The organism is Streptosporangium saharense (assembly GCF_014203715.1).
Taxonomy (GTDB): Bacteria; Actinomycetota; Actinomycetes; order Streptosporangiales; family Streptosporangiaceae; genus Streptosporangium; species Streptosporangium saharense.
The window spans coordinates 92,757-111,423 of the sequence record NZ_JACHJP010000001.1 but is presented as its reverse complement, the minus strand read 5'-3'; the positions used below and the strand labels follow the sequence as shown (position 1 = coordinate 111,423).

The window sequence follows — 18,667 nt, the reverse complement described above, 5'->3', positions numbered from 1 at the left end:
GATGTGAGGACAAGTATTCCATCCCGGCATTCCCCATCGGATCGAGGGGGAACACGGGGGATGCCGTCACCCGTCGCGGCCGGGGTCGAGGAGACCGGCCTCGGCGAACGCCTCTCTGGTCGCGCCGTCGTCCAGCGCCCCCGCCTCCTCGAAGTAGCGCACGACGGTCCTGGCCCGCGACGCCGTGTCCCGGGGTGTCCACGCGACCGAGAGCGACTCGGCGGCGACGGTCCTGGCCTGATCGCGCGACAGTCCGGCGGCGCGGGCGACCACGGCCGCCGCCTCGCGGTCGGGCTCGACGAACGCCGCGACGATCGCGGGCAGCAGGGGGCCGACGCAGGCGCGTTCCGTGGCGCTCAGCGCGGGCCAGAGCCGCCGGAGCAGGTCACGGAAGTACGCGTGGTGCCTGCCCTCGTCCTCGGCGTGGTCACGCACCAGGTCGCGCACGGCCCCCGGCAGCCTGCGGTCCCTGGGGAGGTCGGTCAGGACCGTCGAGATGAGCGTCTCGCTGACGACCGCGAACAGCAGCCGCTCCAGCCCCCTGACCCGGGGATCGAGGCGGCGCCGTACGGCATCGAGACGATGGAGGAAGGCCGGGGTGCCCGCGTCCGTCCAGGCCACCCCTGAGCGCGTCTCCACCTGTCTGATCAGGTCGTAGGAGAGCTGGGCGTGCCAGGCCTCGTCCGTCACGATCTTGTAGGCGTCGGCGCGCATCCGCTCGGGGAGGTCGAGCCCGGAGCGTCCCCTGGCGATCCTGGCGGCCACGGGGATGATCGCGAGCTGTTCCAGCTCGACCGTGAAGTGCAGGTAGTGGTAGAGGTGCTGGGCGAGGGCGTCATGGACCGCCCGCCCGCCCCGTTCGGCGACCAGGGGGTGGCGCAGGACGGGAACGAGTTCCGGGGGGAAATACAGCACGTCCGGCGCCGGAAGGTCCAGGACGGGCTGCGGCTTGACCCTGACGGCCGCCCGCTCGTCCCAGCGCTCGAAACGGCTGCCGTACTCCTCCGGCGAGTCCTTCATCGCAACCGCACGAGCCCGCCGTCGGCCAGCGCCGTCATGGTCTCCAGCGTGTCCCGCAACGCGGTCTCGGGATCGACCGCGTACTCACCGGCGAGCAGCCCGGCCAGCTCGCGCAGCGACCTGCGGCCGTCCACGCGCTTCCACAGGAACCCGGCCGTCTCGGAGAGTTCGAAGACACTCTCACCCCAGGCGACGGTGAGCGTGCCGCCGACGTTGCGCACCCGGACGTCGAGCCTGGGCACCGGTACGGCCTCGGCGGATTCGTGGTCCATCAGATCACGACCTCCATGGAGATGCGGCGGCAGGCCAGCACGACGTCCTCGACCCACGCGGACGGGTTCGCCGGGTCGTAGCCCCGCATGGTCTCGATCGCCCAGTACTCCTCGAACGGCATGATGGTCTGCTCGACCTGGCGGAAGCGGCGGGCCCGCCACTTGGCGCTGTGCCCGAACTCCCCGCACGAGACGTGCAGGGCGTTGACCGCGTAGCCGAAGGCGAGCTTGGCCGACAGCACGGCGCTCTCCACGTCTCCCGCCTTGAGCTGCCCCACGGCGTCCTCGACGAAGAGGTCCGACAGGTTGAGCGCGCGGCTGACCAGGATCGAGCGGATCGCCGAGGATTCGAGCCGTGTCCTGCGCCCGGCCAGCCAGGTCTCCCCCGTCACGGCTACGGCGCTGCCGAGCCGTTCGAGGAAGTCCATCTCGTGGGAGGTGAGCAGGTCGGCCACGCTGTGGTTGGTGTCGAACTCCTCCCAGGAGACCTTGGCGAACATCTGGTCCACCTGGGAGTCGGTCCAGTACTCGATGTCCCACCTGACCCCGTCCACGTGGACGACCTCGACGGGGACGTGGTCGGGGGTCAGGGCGACCGGGGCGAGAGCCGTGCTCGGGGCGGTTCTCGGGGCCGCGGAGACGACGTAGACATCGAGGTCGCTGCCCGAGTTGCCCCAGCCCCTCACCAGGGACCCGGCGAGGTAGACCGCCAGGTGGTCCTCGGGCAGCAGCCCGCGCGCGGCCAGTTCGGCCAGGTGCCCGCTCGGATCAACCCGCATGGCTCACGCCTTCCTCGGTCAGTCGCAGCAGTCCTCGTTCGACGGCCTCGGCGACCTGCCGTACCACCTGCTCCGGGGACCGGCCGGTCAGCTCGGCGATGCCCGCGACCGAGCGGACGCCGTCAACGGAACGCAGCAGGTCGAGCCAGTCGTCGTCCCGCTCCAGCACGTACTGGACGGCGCCGTCCAGGGCGACGTACCAGGTTCCCTCGGTCATGGCGTCGGCGAGTAGGAGGAACCCGTCGGCCGTGGTGGGCACCGACCCCACCTCGACGGAGGGCGCGCAGCCGAGGATCTCCTCCGTCCGCTCCCGGTCCCCGGGGTCGAGGGCGACGGGGACGGAACCTGCCGACATGTTCACCACGGGCGGGGGAAGGTCGGCGACCATCTGGGCCAGCAGCCCCAGGTTCACCAGGCGCAGCAGGATCTCGACCTGGGCCAGGTCGCTCCGCTCGGTCAGCGACCCCAGCAGTCCTCGTACGGCGGGGCCGTCCAGCACCCCGGACGCGCCCGGCGCCGCCAGGGCCTCCTCGACGAGCGCGGCCCCGTCCCGGCGCAGCATCCGCAGGAAGAGCCAGTGGGTGTGATGCTGGCCCTCGCCGTAGAAGAAGGGGACCTTCTCCCGGCCGGTGATCCTGTCGGGCAGCACGCCCCGCATGCTCTCCCGCAGGATCGTCTTGTCCCACAGCAGCCGTTTCCTACGGCTCGGCGGGACGGAGACGACCAGCTCGACGAGCCGGTGGTCGAGGAAGGGCACCCGGGCCTCGATGCCGCTGCCCGCGGCCGTACGGTCCTCGTGCCAGCAGTTGTACTGCTGGATCTTGCTGTACTCGCCCGCCAGGTAGGCCCGGTAGGGGTCCTCCCGCACGCCGAGCACGTCCCTGGCGAGCAGGGGCACCTCGGTCCGCGTCCACCAGGGCGCCAGGTCGGGCCTGGTCCGCAGGGCGCCCGCGCACGCCATGGTGTCGAGGGTGGCGACGAAGTCGTCCCAGCCGCCGCCCCCGCTGTAGTCCGCCGAGTAGCCGCCGTTGAACTCGTCACTGGCGGCCCCCAGGAGCATGCCGCGCAGTTCGGGCCTGGCCTGTTTGGCGTAGCGGTGCAGCTCGTGCTTGTAGTACTGCTCGGGGCCGCACTGCGGGTGCTCCATCAGCCACAGCAGCCGTTTCCACTCCTGCGGGGAGGGGACGCGCTCCGCCTCGAAGCACACCTGGTGGTTGGGCAGCCCGAGCTTCCCGGCGAGCCAGGAGGCGTGCTCGGCGTCGCCGTTGCGGTAGGTGCTCGCCGACAGCACGGTGAAGGTGTGCAGCCGTCCCGCGTACGGCGTGGCCAGCGCGGCGACGGCAGCGGAGTCAACGCCGCCGCTGAGGAAGAGCCCGAGTTCGGCGTCGGCGGTGGCGCACTCGGCCACGGACTCGGCGAGCAGCTCGCCGTAGCGCCGGACGAACTCCTCCTCCGAGGCGTCCGTGTCGGCCGTCGGCAGCGACCAGTAGCGGTGCTCCCTGGTCGTCCCGTCCGCCAGGTCGATCTGCACGATCCGGCCCGCGGGGACGCACTCGATCCCGCCGAACCAGGTGCTCGGCGTCTCGGCCCGGTGCGGGTACGGCGCGGCGCTGAGCATGGGGTGGGTGAGCGCCTGTTCCCAGTCCAGGGTCCGCGGCGTCGCCGGGTCGGCGAACAGCGCCTTGATCTCCGAGGCGAACACGATGCGACGGCCGTCACGGTGGTAGTAGAGCGGTTTGATCCCGAACCGGTCGCGGGCCAGGACGAGCCGGTCCCTGCGGCGGTCCCACAGCACGATGGCGAACATGCCGCGGACCTCGTCGAGGAAGGCGTCGCCCCGCTCGCGGTACAGGTGCAGGAGCACCTCGCAGTCGGAGCCTCCCCTGAGCCGGGTGCCCGGGGGCAGTTTGGCGGCCAGCTCACGGTGGTTGTAGACCTCGCCGTTGGCGATCAGGACGAGGTCGCCGTCCTCCGTCGTGAGCGGCTGGCCGCCGCTCTCGGGATCGACCAGGGAGAGCCTGGTGAAGGCGAGGCCGACCGGCCCCTGCCGCAGCAACTCCCGGTCGTCGGGGCCGCGATGGGCGATGATCCGCGCCATCCGTTCCAGGAGGGCGTCTGTCGTGGCGTCCGTATGGCCGCCGTCGATACGGGCCAGACCTGCCAGGCCGCACATGTACACCTCGGGGGTCGGTCGGGAAAGGTCCTGGTCAGGCGACCACGCGCAGCACCGTGTTGTAGGCGACCTGCCTGGCCTGCGGCTTGACGTACGGCTTGAGGGGCTTCGGGGGCTCTGAGGAGGCCTCTTCCTGAGGTTCCTCGGGCATGGGCTTCGGCCTGACGTAGGGCTTCACGGGACCTCCCGGACTCGGCGGACAGTGGATCGCCACCGTGACCCTAGGTCGCCTCCGTTGGCCGAACAAGGAATTCGGTTCCAGCCGAATGCCCCCACTGACCGGCCAACTTCTCCAGGCCCTCCATGAGGTTGCGGTGCCGGGTCAGCGCCTGGGCGAGGGTGACGGGCCGGTGGCCGACGCCCCGTTCGACGACCAGTTCCCAGGGCAGGCCGCGTTCGGCCGCCAGCCGCGCGAGAGCCTGGACGTCCCCAAGGCTGGAGATCGGGTCACGGTCGCCCTGGATGAGGAGGACGGGACCGCCCTCGGGGGCGGCCAGCCGTACCGGATCGAGGGGGGCGCGCGCGTCCTCGGCGGTCAGGTCGCCGAACCTGCGGGCGAACCAGCTCCGGCAGCGGGGGTCCTCCTCGGTCATCCTGCGCACGTGCCGCACCAGGTCGACCAGGGGCGAGCAGGCGACGACCCCGGCCAGACCGGGCAGGAGCGCGTTGCCGAGCAGCGCGAGGCCGCCGCCGAAGCTGGCGCCGAGCAGGATCGTCCGCTCCCGGGGCACGCCCTTCTGTTCCGCGAACGCCAGGCAGGCCGTCAGGTCCTCCCTGAGGGTCGTCTCCCACGCCCGCCACGCGCGCCGGGTGTGCGCGGGCCCGTAGCCGGACGAGCCCGCGTAGTTGACCGCCAGGACCGCGATCCCGCGTTCCAGGAGTCTCCGGTAGAGGCCGTCATAGCGGAGTTCGTCCCGTTCGACGATCTCCGGGCCGCCGTGCAGGGAGATCACCACGCCCTTCGGCCTGCCTCCCGGCAGGTGGGCGTGGAACGGGGTCGCGCCCTGCCGGCGGTGGCCGTACCCGGCGCCCCCGCCGAGCGGCGGGACCTCTCCCGGGGCGGTGCGCGTGGTGCCGTCCGGTGCCAGCCAGGCCCACACGCTGCCGTTCACCACCGAGGTCAGGTGCAGCCCGACGCCGCCGCTGTGCGCGGAGCAGACCCGCACCCGCCCCGGCGGCAGCGGTACGGCCCGCAGCGCCCCGCCCGCGCGATCGACGACCACCAGCCGGTCGGCTCCTTCGGAGGTGACGACCATGGCGATCGTGTCCGTGCCCGGTCCGAGGAAGCGCGCGTCGACAAGCTCTCCCTCAGGCCGGGGCTCGTCGGTGACGACGTCGGTGCCGGGCCGCCACGTCACCGGCCTGCCGTCGCGGTCGAGAAGCGCGAGGCCGTCCCTGACGTCGAGCCAGCGTCCCGCGACCCGTCGCTCCACGGGCTCCACGGCGTCCGGCTCCAGGGGCCACACGTGCAGCACCGGCCGGTCGGGGGCGTCGTAGAGCTGGGTCACGGCCAGGTTCAGGCCGCCGTCCACGTGCACCGGCGACTCGTTGGGCCATCGGTTGGGGTGGATTCGTCCGGTTCCCCCGGGGAACGTCTCAAGGATCGCCTGGGCGCCCGTGTCGGTCTCCACGACCAGCGCGACGCCCCGGGTCCCGCCGACGGAACGGCCCGGCAGGGCGTCCAACGGCGTCCATCCCCGCGAGGCCGCCCCTTCGAGGGGAGCCTCCCACGCGACCTGGTCGCCGCGCAGGGGCCGTTGGACGGCCCGCAGCGTCGTGCCGTCCCGGGTGACCGAGAGGAAGGCGGCCTCGTCCCCGGTGAAGACCGTGACGTCGGCCCCGTCGTCGATCCTGCGCGCCGTACCGTCCGGGCCGGTGAGCAGCACGCCCTTGTCGTCCTGGTCGGCCAGCACCGGGCCGCCCACCCAGTCGAGCAGCTCGACGTGCCCCTCGGTGAAGACGGTCTCCACCTCGCGCGGGCCGTTCACCACCGCGTGTTGCCCTTCCAGTTCCCGGCGAGCCCGTCGATCTGCTCCCTGAGCACGTCGGCGTGGCCGGTGTGCCGGGCCGTGTCCTCGATGAGGTGGGTCAGCACCCAGCGCAGGGTCGGCGTGGCCGGGGCGGTCGGGCGCAGCGTGCGCACGCCCGGGGTGTCCAGGGACGCGCAGGCGTCGATGACGGCGTCGGAGCGCTCCGCGGCGGCGAGGTATGCGGCGATCACCTCCTCTGCCGTCTCGCCGGGCCGTACCTCCTGGTCGCACAGCTCAGAGGGCAGGTCGACGCCCGCGTAGGCCCAGCTCACCCAGCCGAGCTCCATCACCGTCAGGTGCTTGAGCAGCGCGAGCAGGCTCTTGCCCGAGGGGACGAGCTCCTTCGCGGCCTGCTCGTCGTTCACGCCCGTCGTCTTGGCGATCACGGACTCCCGCAGGTAGCGCAGGAAGGCGTGCAGCGTGGTCTTCTCGTCGGCGATCAGGGACGGTGTCATCGGTGGCATGCGGTGGTCCTTCCTGGAACAGGCGTCAGGCGGCCGGGTGCACGGTCTCGTTGTCGAGATACTCCAGTAATGCCCGGCCCGACCGGTTCAGCTCGTACATCACACGTACACCGATTCGATGCCTTTGCACCACGCCCGCGGCGACCAACGCCGTGAGGTGTTCCGAGACCGTGCTCGCCGCCAGGCCAAGGGTTGTGGCGAGCACCGAGGTCGTGGTGGGAACCGCCAGCGCCCTGACGATGGCGGCCCTGCCGCGTCCCACCAGGATCGCCAGCCGGTCACCGCGCTCCGGCTCGGCGTCCTGCCTGACCGCCCCCGAGGCCCGCCCCCCGGCCAGTACGGCGGAGCCGCGCGCCTGGTAGGCGACCGCCACCTCGTCCTCGCCGTGCGAACCGGTGACGCACAGCGGCGTGCCCCTGGCGAAGAGCAGCGGGACCAGAACCAGCCTGCGCGCGCGCCGTACCTCACGCCGGGAGGGCGAGGAGTCGTTGAGGCTCAGGGTCGGCCGGTCCCAGCGCAGCCGCCCGCCGAGCCTGCCGAGCACGGCCTCACCGCCCGCGGTGGCCAGCACCCTGGCCTGGAGCAGCACCTCCTGGTCGAGGACGGGCCGCATGGCCGACCAGTACGGCGCGACCGTGGCCGTCCAGTAGTCCTGGATCAGGTCCGCGTACCGGTCGAGCGCCTCCCCCGGCTCCTTCGCGAACCGGGCGAACGGCTCCGGCGTCCCCGACGGATACCGGCGGGCCAGCTCCTGCCTGACCGTCTCCTCGGGTACGGCCCGCAGCGCGTCGAGTTCCTCGTCGATCCCGGCCGCCGTGGGCGGCGGAACCGGCGTGAGGAAGGCGGGCAGCGGGAGCCCGACCCCGGCGAACCACGCCAGCGCCTCGCCCCCGCGTCCCCTGCCGAGCGCCTGTCTGGCGTTCCTGGCCCACACGGTGTACGGCCACGGGCACGCGTCCCGCCTGCTGAGCAGCGACAGGCTCGCGACCGTCTCCCACAGCGGGCTGATCCCGATCCGCAGGTTGCCGAGTACGGCCTCGCCCACGTCGACCTCGATCATCAGCCCACGACCATGGCCTGGTCGGACGACCTCCACAGGTCCTTCTCGTCGCCGCGCCACCACCAGTCGTCCAGCCCCTGCCCGCGTCCCGCCGCGACCACCGGGGTCGCGCAGCGACGCTCGACCTCGGCGAGGTAGGCCGCGATGTACGGCGCCTCAGAACCCCCGGACGCGGTGGCGACGTCCTCGGCGCTCCACCCCGGGACCATCCGTACGGCGGGGTTCCTGTCCTCGTCGTAGAGCCCGATCGACGGGAAGCCCGCGAGCACGTCGAACTTGGTCATCACGATCCCGTCCGCCTGGTTGAGCCGGCAGGCGGCGCGCAGCCAGCCGACGTCGAGCCAGCCGGTGTCACGCATCAGGTCGGTCGCCCGGTCGAGTTCCTCCCCGCGTTCCTGCAGCTCGGCGTTGAGCTCGCCGTACAGCCGGGAGGGCAGTTCACCGCCGCCGACCTTGGTGACGTAGGCCGGGGTGACCAGCAGGACGCTCGCGATGTCCCTCGGGCCGACGCCCAGGCCGGTGAGGACCGCCCCGACCGTGGTGTTGCTGGAGGTCACGTAGGGGTAGTCGCCGTGGTCGAGGTCCAGCCTGCTGCCCTGCGCCCCCTCGGCCACCACCCGCGCCCCGGCGTCGAGCCGGTCACGCAGGTAGGTGACCTCGTCGACGCAGCAGCCGCCGAGCAGGTCGGCGAACTCCTCGGCGACGGGCCGCAGGTCGGCGGGCAGCCGGTCCCCACCGGCCAGCAGGTCCCGCACCCGCAGCCCCGTGCGCGCCGCCTTGTCGCGGTAGGCCAGGCCGACTCCCATCCGGGTGCTGCCCACGCCGCTTCCCGAGCGGTCGGCCTCCCGGTGCTCGGCGGTGATGACGTGCGCCCGCAGCGAGACGCGCAGCCGGTCCGTCACGTCGGGGAAGGCCGCGCGCAGCGCCGCGACCTCGTTCAGCAGCATCCGTGGCTCGATGACACAGCCACCGCCGACGACCCCCACGGCCCCGCTCAGGATGCCGCTGGGCACCATGCGCAGCACCCACGGTTCGGTACGGCCCGGCGCGAGCACCGAGTGGGCGGCGTTCGGCCCACCCTGGAAGCGCGCGCACACGTGGGCGTCCCTGCTGAGGGCCGCCGCGATCTTTCCCTTGCCCTCGTCACCCCAGTGGGCCCCGAGTACGGCGAGCACCGGCATCTCGTCCCCCCTCAGACCGCGGCCGACGACAGGCCGGAGATGAACGAGGGGTTGCCGAGCAGGCGGGTGGCCCGGGAGTTCTGGTTGTGCAGCTCCCGGTAGAACTCCTCGTCGAGCCGCACGACCTCCGGGGAGTAGAACATCCAGGAGATGATGTCGCGGTACTTGAAGCCGATCCTGGTGAGCTGCACCCGGTCCCCGGGCAGGCGGGTGAGCAGGCCGAGTTCCTCGGCGGCGAGCAGGACGGGCTCGAACAGGTGGGCGTGCTCGCGGTAGCCGTACCGGTCGAGATCGCGCAGGTTGAGGTCGAACAGGTCGAGGGCGAGCCGCTTGCGGATGCGCTCGACGTCGTCGTAGACGAACCCGGCCCTGGGGGCGAGCACCCCGGCGTTGGCGCCCCTGATGTAGTCGCCGACCTCGGCGAGGTTGGGGTTGGCGCTGCCGCCGACGATGTAGTCCACGGTGTTGGTGTAGGTCCGCGCCCCCGAGCCGAGGCCGAGCACGGGGACGCCGTGGAACTGCAGGACCTTCTGGACGTAGCCCCCGCGTCCCGGCTTCTTGTAGCGGACGTTGGACTCCTGGACGTACCCGGCCGAAAGGAGCTTCTCCTGCGCGTAGTCGTAGCGCTCGTACAGGGCGCCGTTGCGCATGTAGCGGTATCTCCCGGTCTTGGAGAACCAGGCGTCCGGGCGGATCGTCAGGAAGTAGGTGCTGATCGTCTCCGGGGCCAGCTCGACGAGTTCGTCGACCGACTCACGCCAGGACTGGTCGTCCTGCCCGGCGAATCCCATGATCAGGTCGGTGCTGAGGTTGGCCAGCTCCGTCGTCTTGACGATCTCGATGGCCTTGCGGACCGTGCGCTCGTTGGCCTGGCCGCGCCCGGCCTCGCGGATCTCCTGCGGCCTCAGGGACTGGATTCCCATGTTGACCCTGGTCAGGCCGCGTGCGATGAGGTGGCGCAGGGTGTCGGGGCGGTCGACGATCGAGTCGGGCGTCGCCTCGACCGCCACCTCCTCCGTGGTGCTGCGCCAGTTGGGGTAGACCTCGGTCAGCGTGTCGAAGATCTGGTCGAAGTTGCGGCGGTGCAACAGGCTCGGCGTCCCTCCGCCGATGTAGACCGTCCGTAATCGCCGGTCACGGATGACGGGGGCGTGCCGCCTGATGTCCGCGCACAGCGCCTCGGTGTAGGCGTCGTACACGTCCGCGTCCTCGGAGATGACGGTGTACAGGTTGCAGAATCCGCATTTGTACCTGCAGAAGGGAACGTGCAGGTAGAGGTTGAGTTCACGGGTCGGCGAGTGACTCAGGTCCTCTTCCCAGATGGCCTCGACGGCCCTTTCCGGATCCAGGGGTCGATAGGAGGAACGCACCGGATAGCAGTAGACGAAGGGAGGGATGGCCCCACCGTCGATGGACCGCTGGAGTTCAGATTTGGTGGACATCTGTGCTCACTCCCAGCTGCAGCGTTATGGGTGGGAGGCCCGCCTTTTCGCATGGCCAAAGCACCCAATAGCCCACAAACAGGCTTACAAGTGAGCTTCATCATACGTATGACTTTGGTAGTGTCAAGGATCTACAGTTAAGAAGGTTTACCGTTCATTTGGGCCGGTACGACCGGCCCTCCCGACAAGCTTGAGGCTCTGACCTGCTGGAATGTGGAAGGCCTCTCGCGGGGCTTGTCCCGGAGCCTCGCCCTCATACTTAATACGTATGATCTGAGTACTTCTGGATCCCGCGTGGGACGTGGGACCGCCGAGACCGCCCGAATGGATTCGCATGTCACGCTCCGACGTGAGCCCCACCTTCAACCGTCCCTCCGTCGAGCAGGCTGAGCTGGTCGTGCTCGACTACGGCTCGCAGTACAGCCTCCTGATCGCCCGCCGGATCCGTGAGCTGGGCGTGTACTGCGAACTGATGCCCGCGACCGCCGACGTCTCGGAGATCGCCGCGCGCAAGCCACGCGGCATCGTCCTGTCCGGCGGCCCGCACAGCGTCTACGACGACGGCGCCGCCGGACTGCCCGAGGGCCTCCTCGACCTGGGCATTCCCGTCCTCGGCATCTGCTACGGCGCCCAGTTGCTCGCCCACTCCCTCGGCGGCAAGGTGGCCTCCGCCCCGAGCCGGGAGTTTGGCCGGGCCGAGGTCCTCGTCGAGGGCGAGTCCCCCCTGCTCAACGGCGTGGAGTCGCGCTCCGTGGCGTGGATGAGCCACACCGACCACATCGTCGAGGTGCCGCCCGGCTTCGAGGTGTTCGCGCGCAGCGGTGACGGCCTGGTCGCCGTCATCGGCGACGGCGCCATGTTCTGGGGCGTGCAGTTCCACCCCGAGGTCGCGCACACCGCCTTCGGCCGCGACCTGCTGCGCAACTTCGCGCTCGACCTGTGCGGCTGTGCGGGCGACTGGTCCGCCACCTCGTTCATCGAGAACACCGTCGAGTGGCTGCGCACCCGGATCGGCGACCGGCGCGTCATCTGCGCCCTGTCGGGCGGCGTCGACTCGGGCGTCGCCGCCGCGCTGGTCTCACGGGCCGTCGGCTCCCAGTTGACCTGCGTGTTCGTCGACAACGGACTGCTGCGGCTCGGCGAGGCCGAACAGTGCATGGACGTCTTCGCCCGCCACCTGCACATGCGCGTCGTCAAGGTGGACGCCACGGACAAGTTCCTCGGCGCCCTCGAAGGCGTTGTCGATCCCGAGGAGAAGCGCCGCAGGATCGGCCGCAGCTTCATGGAGGTCTTCGAGGAGGTCGCGCCCACCCTCGGCGACGCCGACTTCTTCGCCCAGGGCACCACCTACCCGGACGTCATCGAGAGCGCGGGCGACTCCAAGCGCCACTCCTCCGCCGCCGCGAAGATCAAGACGCACCACAACGTGGGCGGGCTGCCCGACACCATGCGCCTTGAGCTGCTGGACCCGCTGTCGTTCCTGTTCAAGGACGAGGTCCGCGAGGTCGGGCGCAGCCTCGGCCTGCCCGAGGAGATCGTCGACCGCCACCCCTTCCCCGGCCCCGGCCTCGCCGTACGGATGACCGGCGCGGTGACCAGGGAGCGGCTGGAACGGCTGCGCCGGGCCGACCACATCTTCATCTCCGAACTGCGCGCGGCCGGTCTCTACAAGCACACCGCGCAGGCGCTGGCCGTCCTCACCTCGGAGCGGACGGTCGGCGTGCTCGGCGACGCCCGGACCTACGAGGACGTCCTGGCCCTGCGCGCCGTGGACACCGAGGACTGGATGACGGCCGACTGGTCGCGCTTCTCCCACGACTTCCTGGCGACGGTGAGCAACCGCATCGTCAACGAGGTGCCGGGGATCAGCCGCGTGGTCTACGACATCACCAGCAAGCCCCCGGCGACCGTGGAGTGGGAGTGACTCCCACTGTGGAGGCGCACGTTTCAGGCCGTGGGGCTCCCTCGGGCCGTGGGGTTTCCTCGGGTCGTGAGGCTTTTCCCAGGGTGCACGTTTCAGGCCGTGGGGTTTCCCGCCGGGCGCACGCGTCCCAGGGCCGTGAGTTTTCCCGCCGGACGTACGACTCCCCGGGGAGGAAGCGGTGACGGCCCCCCGGCGGGTGTGTGTGACCGGTGCCGCCAGCGGCATCGGTCACGCCGCAGCCGACGCCTTCCTCGCCAACGGCCACCACGTCGCCCTGGTCGACCGTGACGAGAGCGCCCTCACCGAGGCCGTGGAACGGCTGACCGCCGAACACGGCCCCGGCCGTGCCCTGCCGTACGTCGTGGACATCGCCGTGGCCGGGCAGGTGGAGAGCCTCTTCGCCCGGCTCGCGGAGGACGGGGGGCTCGACACCCTCATCCTGGCGGCGGGCGTCACCAGCGACGGGTTCGTCTCCGACATGTCGGAACACGACTGGTCCTACATCCTGGGCGTCAACCTCACCGGTTCCTTCCTGTGCCTGAAGGGGGCGGCGCCGCTGCTGCGCCGCTCCTCCCGGGGCTCGGTCGTCGCGGTCGGCTCGGTCTCGGCCCACGTGGTCGGCGCGGGCGGCGGGTGTGCCGCCTACGAGGCGTCCAAGGCGGGCCTGGTGCAGCTCGTGCGCGCCTTCGCCGTGGAGAACGCCCCGTACGGCGTGCGCGCCAACGTCGTGAGCCCGGGACGGACCGCGACCCGGCTCGGTGAGAACACCCGAAGGCTCGCCGAGACCGTCTACACCTCCGCCGACGGCCCCCGGCGGGAGCGGCACTCGTTCGGGGCGCCGCTGCGCTTCGAGGGACGCCCCGAGGAGATCGCCGGAGCCATCCACTTCCTCGCCGGTGACGACGCCCGCTTCATCACCGGCACCGAGTTACTCGTGGACGGCGGCTACACCGCCATCTGACCCACCCATCGCCACCGACGCAGCCCTGAACCCACCTTGACCATCATCGGCTCTGGAGTCCCCGCCTCACCCAGGAGCCAGACCGCTGGTGGTCCCCGAGCCGACTCACTGTCGACCCCGGAGCTGACCCGTCATCGGCCCCGAAGCTGTACCGTCATCTGCCCAAGAGAGGACCCCGAGAGGATCCCGGCCATGTCCCTTCCCCTTTACGAACACGACCTTCCCGGCACGCTGATCGCCTTCTGCGGCATGGACGGCAGCGGGAAGACCAGCCTCATCGAGGGGCTCTCCAAGCGGCTGACCTCACGTGGCGCGGAACCGGTCGTGACCATGCAGCCGTCGCGCTACGCCCGGGAATCTCCGCTGTTCATCCGCTACATCTACCACCCCGAGGAGCGGCACCAGGTCGACTACCGCGCCCTCATCTGCCTGCTGACCAGCGACCGGCTGCAGAACATCCACGAGGTGGTGCTGCCCGCGCTCCGCGAGGGACGCACGGTCATCACCGACAGGTACGTCTTCACGGCGCTGGCGCAGATGAGGGCACGCGGTCTCGCCAACGAGGAGTGGTTCTTCGAGATCTGCAAGCACGTGCCCAGGCCGGATCTGACGCTGCTGTGCGACCCGGGTTTCCAGGTGTCGCAGGCCCGGGTCGGGCGCCGCACCGACTGGCGCGACTCCTACATCGAGGCCGACCACGACCAGCAGCTCTACATGAACTACCAGATCGTCGCCGACGAGGAGGGACTTGTCCGTTTCGACACGAACCTTCCCGTCGAGGAGAGCCTGGAAGCGCTGTACGCCGTGGTCAACGACCGCCTCCCCGGCCTCCTCACCTGACCCTTCGCATCAGAGAAGGGATGGCCGTTTCCGGTACGGCCTGGCACAGCCCGGCATAGCATCGCGCCATGGACGATCAGGACCCCTGGGGTACCGCGCTCACCGGTGTTCCGGATTCGGTAATCGAGCTGGCCATGCTCTGTGAGACCTTCTCCACCCGGGTGGCGGCGCTGGCCGACGAACTCGCCAAGGCCGACCTGAGCGGCGACGATCTGGTCCTCATCAACGCCTGCCTGCGCAAGGCCGCCAGTTCGAGCTGGCTGGTCGGCGCGGTAACCTTCGGCCTGGAGCGCAGGGCCCCCGAGGGCAGGTGCCCGCACTTCAACGTCGTCACCACCGCCGAGTGGATCAGGCTGTTCCACGGTGACGAGAGCGCCCGGATGGAAAGTTACGAGTGCGACCTGGAGGCGGGTCACCCCGGCCCGCACGTGTCGCCCGTGTTCCAGGTCCGGTACGCCCCCCAGCCGGTGTGGATCCGCTGGAGCGGTCGCGACCGTGAGCTGGTCGAGCTGACGTCCTGCCCCATCGACCGGATAGGCGCGGACCCGAACGGCGTCGACGACGAGGCGTGCGGCCTGCCCGAAGGGCACGTCGGCAGGCACTGGTACGGCGACAACTGACCGGTCGGGATCCGGCCCGTGCTCCTTCTCCTTCGACGACTCGGACGGCCTGGGGTGAGCCCCGGGGGCAGGCTCAGTGGACGGGTTCGGGGACGGGCTGCCTCTCCTCTGACTGGTCGAACTGGGTGCGGTGGAGCTCCTCATAGCGGCCACCCGCGGCGAGGAGCTCGGTGTGGGTGCCGCGCTCCACGACCCGGCCGTTCTCGATCACGAGGATGAGGTCCGCGGCCCGGACTGTGGAGAGCCGGTGGGCGATCACCACCGAGGTCCGTCCGGCGAGCGCCTCCCCCAGGGCCTCCTGCACGGCGGCCTCCGAGGTGGAGTCGAGGTGGGCGGTCGCCTCGTCGAGGATGACGACCCGGGGACGGGCGAGCAGCAGCCTGGCGATCGTCAGGCGCTGACGCTCACCACCGGACAGCCGGTATCCCCGCTCACCCACGACCGTGTCCAGCCCGTCGGGCAGCGCGGAGACGAGGTCGGCGAGACGGGCCCGCCGCAGCACCTCCCACAGGTCCTCCTCCGTGGCCTCCGGCCTGGCCAGCAGGAGGTTGGCGCGGACGGACTCGTGGAACAGGTGGCCGTCCTGCGTCACCATGCCGAGCGTCTCGCGCACCGACTCCGCGCTCAGGTCGCGGACGTCCACGCCGGACAGGCGCACCGCGCCGCTGTCGACGTCGTAGAGGCGGGTCGCGAGCTGCGCGATCGTCGACTTGCCCGCCCCTGAGGAGCCGACCAGCGCGACCATCTGCCCCGGCTCCGCGCGGAAGGACACCCCGTGCAGCACCTCGACGCCCCCGCGGGTGTCGAGGGTCGAGACCTCCTCAAGGGAGGCGAGCGACACCTTGTCGGCCGAGGGGTAGGCGAAGCCGACCCCGTCGAACTCGACGGAGACCGGCCCCTCGGGCACCGCCCTCGCGTCCGGGGCGTCGGCGATGAGAGGCTTGAGGTCGAGCACCTCGAAGACCCGCTCGAAGCTCACCAGCGCGCTCATCACCTCGACCCGCGCGCTGGCCAGGGAGGTCAGCGGGGCGTAGAGCCGGGTGAGCAGCAGCGCCATCGCCACGACCGCGCCCGGTTCGAGCTGCCCGCGCAGCGCGTAGAACCCGCCGAGACCGTAGACCACGGCCAGGGCGAGCGCGGAGACCAGCACGAGCGCGGTGACGAACACCGACTGGGACATGGCCGTGCGCACGCCGATGTCACGCACCCGCCTGGCCCGCGCCTCGAACTCCGCCGACTCGCGCAGGGGCTTGCCGAAGAGCTTCACGAGCGTGGCTCCCGGCGCGGAGAAGCGCTCGGTCATCTGGGTCGTCATCGCGGCGTTGTGGTCGGCCGACTCGCGTTCGAGCTTGGCCAGACGGGTGCCCATCCGGCGGGCGGGCAGCACGAAGACCGGCAGCAGGAGCAGGGCGAGCAGGGTGATCTGCCAGGAGGTCCCGATCATCACGACGAGCGTGAGCACGAGCGTCACGAGGTTGCCGACCACGCCGGAGAGGGTGTCGCTGAAGGCCCGCTGCGCGCCGATGACGTCGTTGTTCAGCCTGCTGACCAGCGCGCCGGTGCGCGTGCGGGTGAAGAAGGCGATCGGCATGCGCTGCACGTGGTCGAACACGGTGGTCCGCAGGTCGAGGATCAGGCCCTCGCCGATGTTCGCCGACAGCCAGCGCGTGACCAGCCCGAGCCCTGCCTCGGCGACCGCGATGACGGCGATGAGGGAGGCCAGGAGCACGACGACGCCGAGGTCGGAACCCTGGACGATCGCGTTGACGACCCGGCCCGCGAGCACGGGGGTGGCGACGGCGAGGACCGCCGTCGCGATGCTGAGCAGCAGGAACCACGTCAGGAACCGGCGGTGCGGTCTGGCGAAGGAGCCGATGCGCCGCAACGTCGCCAGGGAGAAGGGTCTGCGCTCCTCCTGGGCGTGCATCGCGTGGTACATCGACGTCCACGCGGTGACTTCCATGTCCACGTTCGTCTCCGGGGGGGCCGACGGCCTTCCGGCCGTTCTTCGAACAGATTTACGACACCCAGAGGTTCTCATTCGCCACCGACAAAATCGCGTACGGCCATCCCCCGCGCGAACACGGAGTGCGACCACCCCCTGAGCATCTCCCTGAACCGTAGGACCTCAACCAAAGTTCAGGTCAACCATGTCCCCCAACACCCGACAAACCGTGAAATGTGTCACGAACCACCCAAGAAAAGCGACATAAGGTATAAAAAGGTATAGATAGCCCCAAGGGTCCCGCGCAGGCGGACGTTCAGGTGACCGCGAAGAGCAGGTCCCGCTCCGCCGACCAGATCCCCCCACAATCAGGCCCGCAGGGAGCCAGAGCAAACCCACAGGAAGCCGGAAAGCCGCCGCATGAGTCATGACAGCAACGCACACGTCGTCGTCGAGATCGACCTCACGCTTGAGGAGGCCCGTCGCCGGGCCGCGGTCATGGAGGCCCTGGGGGACGACTGGGACCCGATCGCGGTGATGCAGGGCGAGGAGGAGGCCTACGACCTGCTCTACTCGAACCTCGACGAGCGGCAGCAGGAGATCTACGACGCGCTCGTGGCCGCCGGGGTCCTGCCGTACCGGGGGGCCGGGCATGCTGCCGATTGATCCGCAGGCCGACCTGGGACGCAGGGCGTGGATCCCCTGCCCGGGATGCCGCGACGACAGGGACTGCGCCCCCTGCACCGACGGCCGCAACTGCTCGGACCACTGGCGCTACCTCATCCGCACCACGGGAAGCACGCTCCACCTGCAGTGCCCCGGCTGCACCCACCTGTGGAACCACGAGACCACCTTCGGCGCGGGCGGAACCCGCCCCTTCTGATTCTCAAGGGTTGACAACGCGACCCGGGTGGTCCACCCAGACGACGTCGCCCTCGGGCGTGCTGGTGTAGCCGTATCGGTCGATGTCCGGACAGCCCCAGGAGATCCAGCGCAGGAACGCCTCCTCGGCCTCGCCGTACAGGTCACGATCACCGCTGTAGCGCACCGCCCAGTCACCCACCTCCTCGTCCCAGGCCACGTAGGCGGCCGAGGTGTCGGAGTGTGCCCACAGGACGAACCCGCCGTCGTGCTCGGTGGTGCACGCGACACCGGGCAACATCGCGTTCAGGAAGACGGAGGCGGCCCACTCCCCGGTGATCCGCCGTGGGTCGATCCTGGCCGGGCGCCCGCGCACGTCGTCACCGAGCCCCCGAAGCTCCCCCGGACGCTGGCCGCGCATCATCATGAACGAGCAGCCCGACGCGACACGGCCGACCGCCGTACCGTCGCCCAGGGCACGCAGGGCGACGAACGCGCCGTACCGCCACGTCGGCATCCACGGAAACACGACGGTGCCACCCGGCCGGGTCTGCGCGACCCACGCCGGTGCCGCCCCGGTCGCGCCGACGGTGACATGCACGGCGTCGTACGGCTGACCGCCGGGAAAGCCCAGCGTGCCGTCCCCGTGAACCAACCGGACGTCGTCGTGACCGGCCCGCGTCAGGTTGTCCCGTGCCTGCCGGTGGACGTCGAGGTCGATCTCGACGCTGGTGACCCGGCCGTCGCCGACGAAGCCGTGGATGAGCGCCGCCGTCCAGCCGGTTCCGGTGCCGATCTCCAGCACGTCGTCGTCGGCGTGCAGGCCGAGGAGCCCGAGTTCGGCGGCCACGATCGTGGGCATGGAGCTTGAGGAACTGTAGAGGCCGTCCCCCTCGCTCAGGGATGTCGCCCCGTCGTCGATCTGGGTGACGATCGAGATGTCGCTGTAGACGGCCTTCTCCCAGGCCGAGGCGTCCGTGTCCCGGTCGATCATGTAACCGGGCCCGCCCTCCGGCGAAACCCACGCCTGCCCCGGAACGAACAACCCCCTCGGATTAGCCCTCAACGCCTCCACCCAACGAGGCCCCAACGACG

Annotated in this window: 18 protein-coding genes; 6 read left to right on the top strand and 12 right to left on the bottom strand. The window is 70.7% G+C overall.

Translation table 11 applies throughout. The features are described from left to right. Positions 1-66: 66 nt before the first annotated feature. The 10 genes from FHS44_RS00545 to FHS44_RS00500 are packed head-to-tail and all read right to left on the bottom strand — an operon-like array spanning position 67 to position 10,421. Entirely contained in the window at positions 67-1,020 is a 954-nt protein-coding gene (locus FHS44_RS00545) for a diiron oxygenase (RefSeq protein ID WP_184711871.1), read from the bottom strand. After that, positions 1,017-1,292 carry a PqqD family protein gene (locus FHS44_RS00540; protein ID WP_184711870.1) on the bottom strand — a complete coding sequence of 92 codons (276 nt, stop codon included), beginning with the start codon at positions 1,290-1,292 and terminating at the stop codon, positions 1,017-1,019. The genes FHS44_RS00545 and FHS44_RS00540 overlap by 4 nt, the downstream gene beginning before the upstream one ends. Continuing rightward, positions 1,292-2,071 carry a hypothetical protein gene (locus FHS44_RS00535; RefSeq protein WP_184711869.1) on the bottom strand — a complete coding sequence of 260 codons (780 nt, stop codon included), beginning with the start codon at positions 2,069-2,071 and terminating at the stop codon, positions 1,292-1,294. Before FHS44_RS00535 ends, FHS44_RS00540 begins: the two co-directional genes overlap by 1 nt. After that, a complete protein-coding gene (gene asnB, locus FHS44_RS00530) occupies positions 2,061-4,244 on the bottom strand; it encodes an asparagine synthase (glutamine-hydrolyzing) (protein ID WP_184711868.1) in 2,184 nt (727 codons plus the stop codon). The genes FHS44_RS00535 and asnB overlap by 11 nt, the downstream gene beginning before the upstream one ends. A gap of 34 nt (positions 4,245-4,278) precedes the next feature. Continuing rightward, on the bottom strand, positions 4,279-4,422 hold the full coding sequence (locus FHS44_RS00525; RefSeq protein WP_184711867.1) for a hypothetical protein: 144 nt from the start codon (positions 4,420-4,422) through the stop codon (positions 4,279-4,281). A 43-nt stretch (positions 4,423-4,465) separates the two neighbouring features. After that, on the bottom strand, positions 4,466-6,232 hold the full coding sequence (locus FHS44_RS42195; RefSeq protein WP_184711866.1) for an alpha/beta hydrolase family protein: 1,767 nt from the start codon (positions 6,230-6,232) through the stop codon (positions 4,466-4,468). Beyond that, a complete protein-coding gene (locus tag FHS44_RS00515) occupies positions 6,229-6,738 on the bottom strand; it encodes a DinB family protein (RefSeq protein WP_184711865.1) in 510 nt (169 codons plus the stop codon). The genes FHS44_RS42195 and FHS44_RS00515 overlap by 4 nt, the downstream gene beginning before the upstream one ends. Positions 6,739-6,763: 25 nt before the next feature. Beyond that, positions 6,764-7,798, bottom strand: a complete 1,035-nt coding sequence (locus tag FHS44_RS00510) for an ArsR/SmtB family transcription factor (RefSeq protein WP_184711864.1) — start codon at positions 7,796-7,798, stop codon at positions 6,764-6,766. Beyond that, complete coding sequence (locus FHS44_RS00505) at positions 7,798-8,979, bottom strand: adenylosuccinate synthetase (protein WP_184711863.1); 1,182 nt, start codon at positions 8,977-8,979, stop codon at positions 7,798-7,800. The genes FHS44_RS00510 and FHS44_RS00505 overlap by 1 nt, the downstream gene beginning before the upstream one ends. Before the next feature lie 11 nt (positions 8,980-8,990). Next, positions 8,991-10,421, bottom strand: a complete 1,431-nt coding sequence (locus FHS44_RS00500; RefSeq protein WP_184711862.1) for a coproporphyrinogen-III oxidase family protein — start codon at positions 10,419-10,421, stop codon at positions 8,991-8,993. Positions 10,422-10,755: 334 nt separating this feature from the next. Between FHS44_RS00500 and guaA the strand changes: the two genes are divergently transcribed. The 4 genes from guaA to FHS44_RS00480 all read left to right on the top strand — a co-directional run bounded on the left by guaA (position 10,756) and on the right by FHS44_RS00480 (position 14,766). After that, positions 10,756-12,345, top strand: coding sequence for a glutamine-hydrolyzing GMP synthase (guaA, locus tag FHS44_RS00495; protein ID WP_184711861.1), 1,590 nt, complete (start codon positions 10,756-10,758; stop codon positions 12,343-12,345). A 178-nt stretch (positions 12,346-12,523) separates the two neighbouring features. Next, positions 12,524-13,306, top strand: coding sequence for an SDR family NAD(P)-dependent oxidoreductase (locus tag FHS44_RS00490; protein WP_184711860.1), 783 nt, complete (start codon positions 12,524-12,526; stop codon positions 13,304-13,306). Between the two features lie 192 nt (positions 13,307-13,498). Next, on the top strand, positions 13,499-14,146 hold the full coding sequence (tmk, locus tag FHS44_RS00485; RefSeq protein WP_184711859.1) for a dTMP kinase: 648 nt from the start codon (positions 13,499-13,501) through the stop codon (positions 14,144-14,146). Between the two features lie 68 nt (positions 14,147-14,214). Next, complete coding sequence (locus tag FHS44_RS00480; RefSeq protein ID WP_184711858.1) at positions 14,215-14,766, top strand: hypothetical protein; 552 nt, start codon at positions 14,215-14,217, stop codon at positions 14,764-14,766. Between the two features lie 73 nt (positions 14,767-14,839). On the opposite strand, the gene FHS44_RS00475 is transcribed toward FHS44_RS00480, so the two are convergent. Continuing rightward, positions 14,840-16,729 carry an ABC transporter ATP-binding protein gene (locus FHS44_RS00475; protein ID WP_221460399.1) on the bottom strand — a complete coding sequence of 630 codons (1,890 nt, stop codon included), beginning with the start codon at positions 16,727-16,729 and terminating at the stop codon, positions 14,840-14,842. A 402-nt stretch (positions 16,730-17,131) separates the two neighbouring features. Here FHS44_RS00475 and FHS44_RS00470 point away from each other — a divergent pair, with 402 nt between their 5' ends. Both FHS44_RS00470 and FHS44_RS00465 read left to right on the top strand, forming a co-directional pair. Next, positions 17,132-17,377 (top strand): DUF6400 family protein, encoded by a 246-nt coding sequence (locus FHS44_RS00470; protein ID WP_184711856.1) that lies wholly within the window; start codon positions 17,132-17,134, stop codon positions 17,375-17,377. Then, positions 17,364-17,594 carry a hypothetical protein gene (locus FHS44_RS00465; protein WP_184711855.1) on the top strand — a complete coding sequence of 77 codons (231 nt, stop codon included), beginning with the start codon at positions 17,364-17,366 and terminating at the stop codon, positions 17,592-17,594. The genes FHS44_RS00470 and FHS44_RS00465 overlap by 14 nt, the downstream gene beginning before the upstream one ends. Positions 17,595-17,597: 3 nt before the next feature. Here the strand turns inward: FHS44_RS00465 and FHS44_RS00460 are convergent, their stop codons facing one another. Beyond that, the gene (locus FHS44_RS00460) at positions 17,598-18,566 is read right to left on the bottom strand and encodes a methyltransferase domain-containing protein (protein ID WP_184711854.1); all 969 of its coding nucleotides are present in this window, start codon (positions 18,564-18,566) and stop codon (positions 17,598-17,600) included. Between the last annotated feature and the right edge of the window lie 101 nt (positions 18,567-18,667).

Excerpts from the sequence above, each read along its gene's own strand:
- FHS44_RS00500 (WP_184711862.1), bottom strand. The coding sequence starts at position 10,421 with ATGTCCACCAAATCTGAACTCCAGCGGTCCATCGACGGTGGGGCCATC.
- guaA (WP_184711861.1), top strand. The coding sequence starts at position 10,756 with ATGTCACGCTCCGACGTGAGCCCCACCTTCAACCGTCCCTCCGTCGAG.
- FHS44_RS00470 (WP_184711856.1), top strand. The coding sequence starts at position 17,132 with ATGAGTCATGACAGCAACGCACACGTCGTCGTCGAGATCGACCTCACG.
- FHS44_RS00545 (WP_184711871.1), bottom strand. The coding sequence starts at position 1,020 with ATGAAGGACTCGCCGGAGGAGTACGGCAGCCGTTTCGAGCGCTGGGAC.
- FHS44_RS00540 (WP_184711870.1), bottom strand. The coding sequence starts at position 1,292 with ATGGACCACGAATCCGCCGAGGCCGTACCGGTGCCCAGGCTCGACGTC.
- FHS44_RS00505 (WP_184711863.1), bottom strand. The coding sequence starts at position 8,979 with ATGCCGGTGCTCGCCGTACTCGGGGCCCACTGGGGTGACGAGGGCAAG.
- tmk (WP_184711859.1), top strand. The coding sequence starts at position 13,499 with ATGTCCCTTCCCCTTTACGAACACGACCTTCCCGGCACGCTGATCGCC.
- FHS44_RS00475 (WP_221460399.1), bottom strand. The coding sequence starts at position 16,729 with ATGGAAGTCACCGCGTGGACGTCGATGTACCACGCGATGCACGCCCAG.
- FHS44_RS00480 (WP_184711858.1), top strand. The coding sequence starts at position 14,215 with ATGGACGATCAGGACCCCTGGGGTACCGCGCTCACCGGTGTTCCGGAT.
- FHS44_RS00510 (WP_184711864.1), bottom strand. The coding sequence starts at position 7,798 with ATGATCGAGGTCGACGTGGGCGAGGCCGTACTCGGCAACCTGCGGATC.
- asnB (WP_184711868.1), bottom strand. The coding sequence starts at position 4,244 with ATGTGCGGCCTGGCAGGTCTGGCCCGTATCGACGGCGGCCATACGGAC.
- FHS44_RS00465 (WP_184711855.1), top strand. The coding sequence starts at position 17,364 with ATGCTGCCGATTGATCCGCAGGCCGACCTGGGACGCAGGGCGTGGATC.
- FHS44_RS00535 (WP_184711869.1), bottom strand. The coding sequence starts at position 2,071 with ATGCGGGTTGATCCGAGCGGGCACCTGGCCGAACTGGCCGCGCGCGGG.
- FHS44_RS00460 (WP_184711854.1), bottom strand. The coding sequence starts at position 18,566 with ATGATCGACCGGGACACGGACGCCTCGGCCTGGGAGAAGGCCGTCTAC.
- FHS44_RS00515 (WP_184711865.1), bottom strand. The coding sequence starts at position 6,738 with ATGCCACCGATGACACCGTCCCTGATCGCCGACGAGAAGACCACGCTG.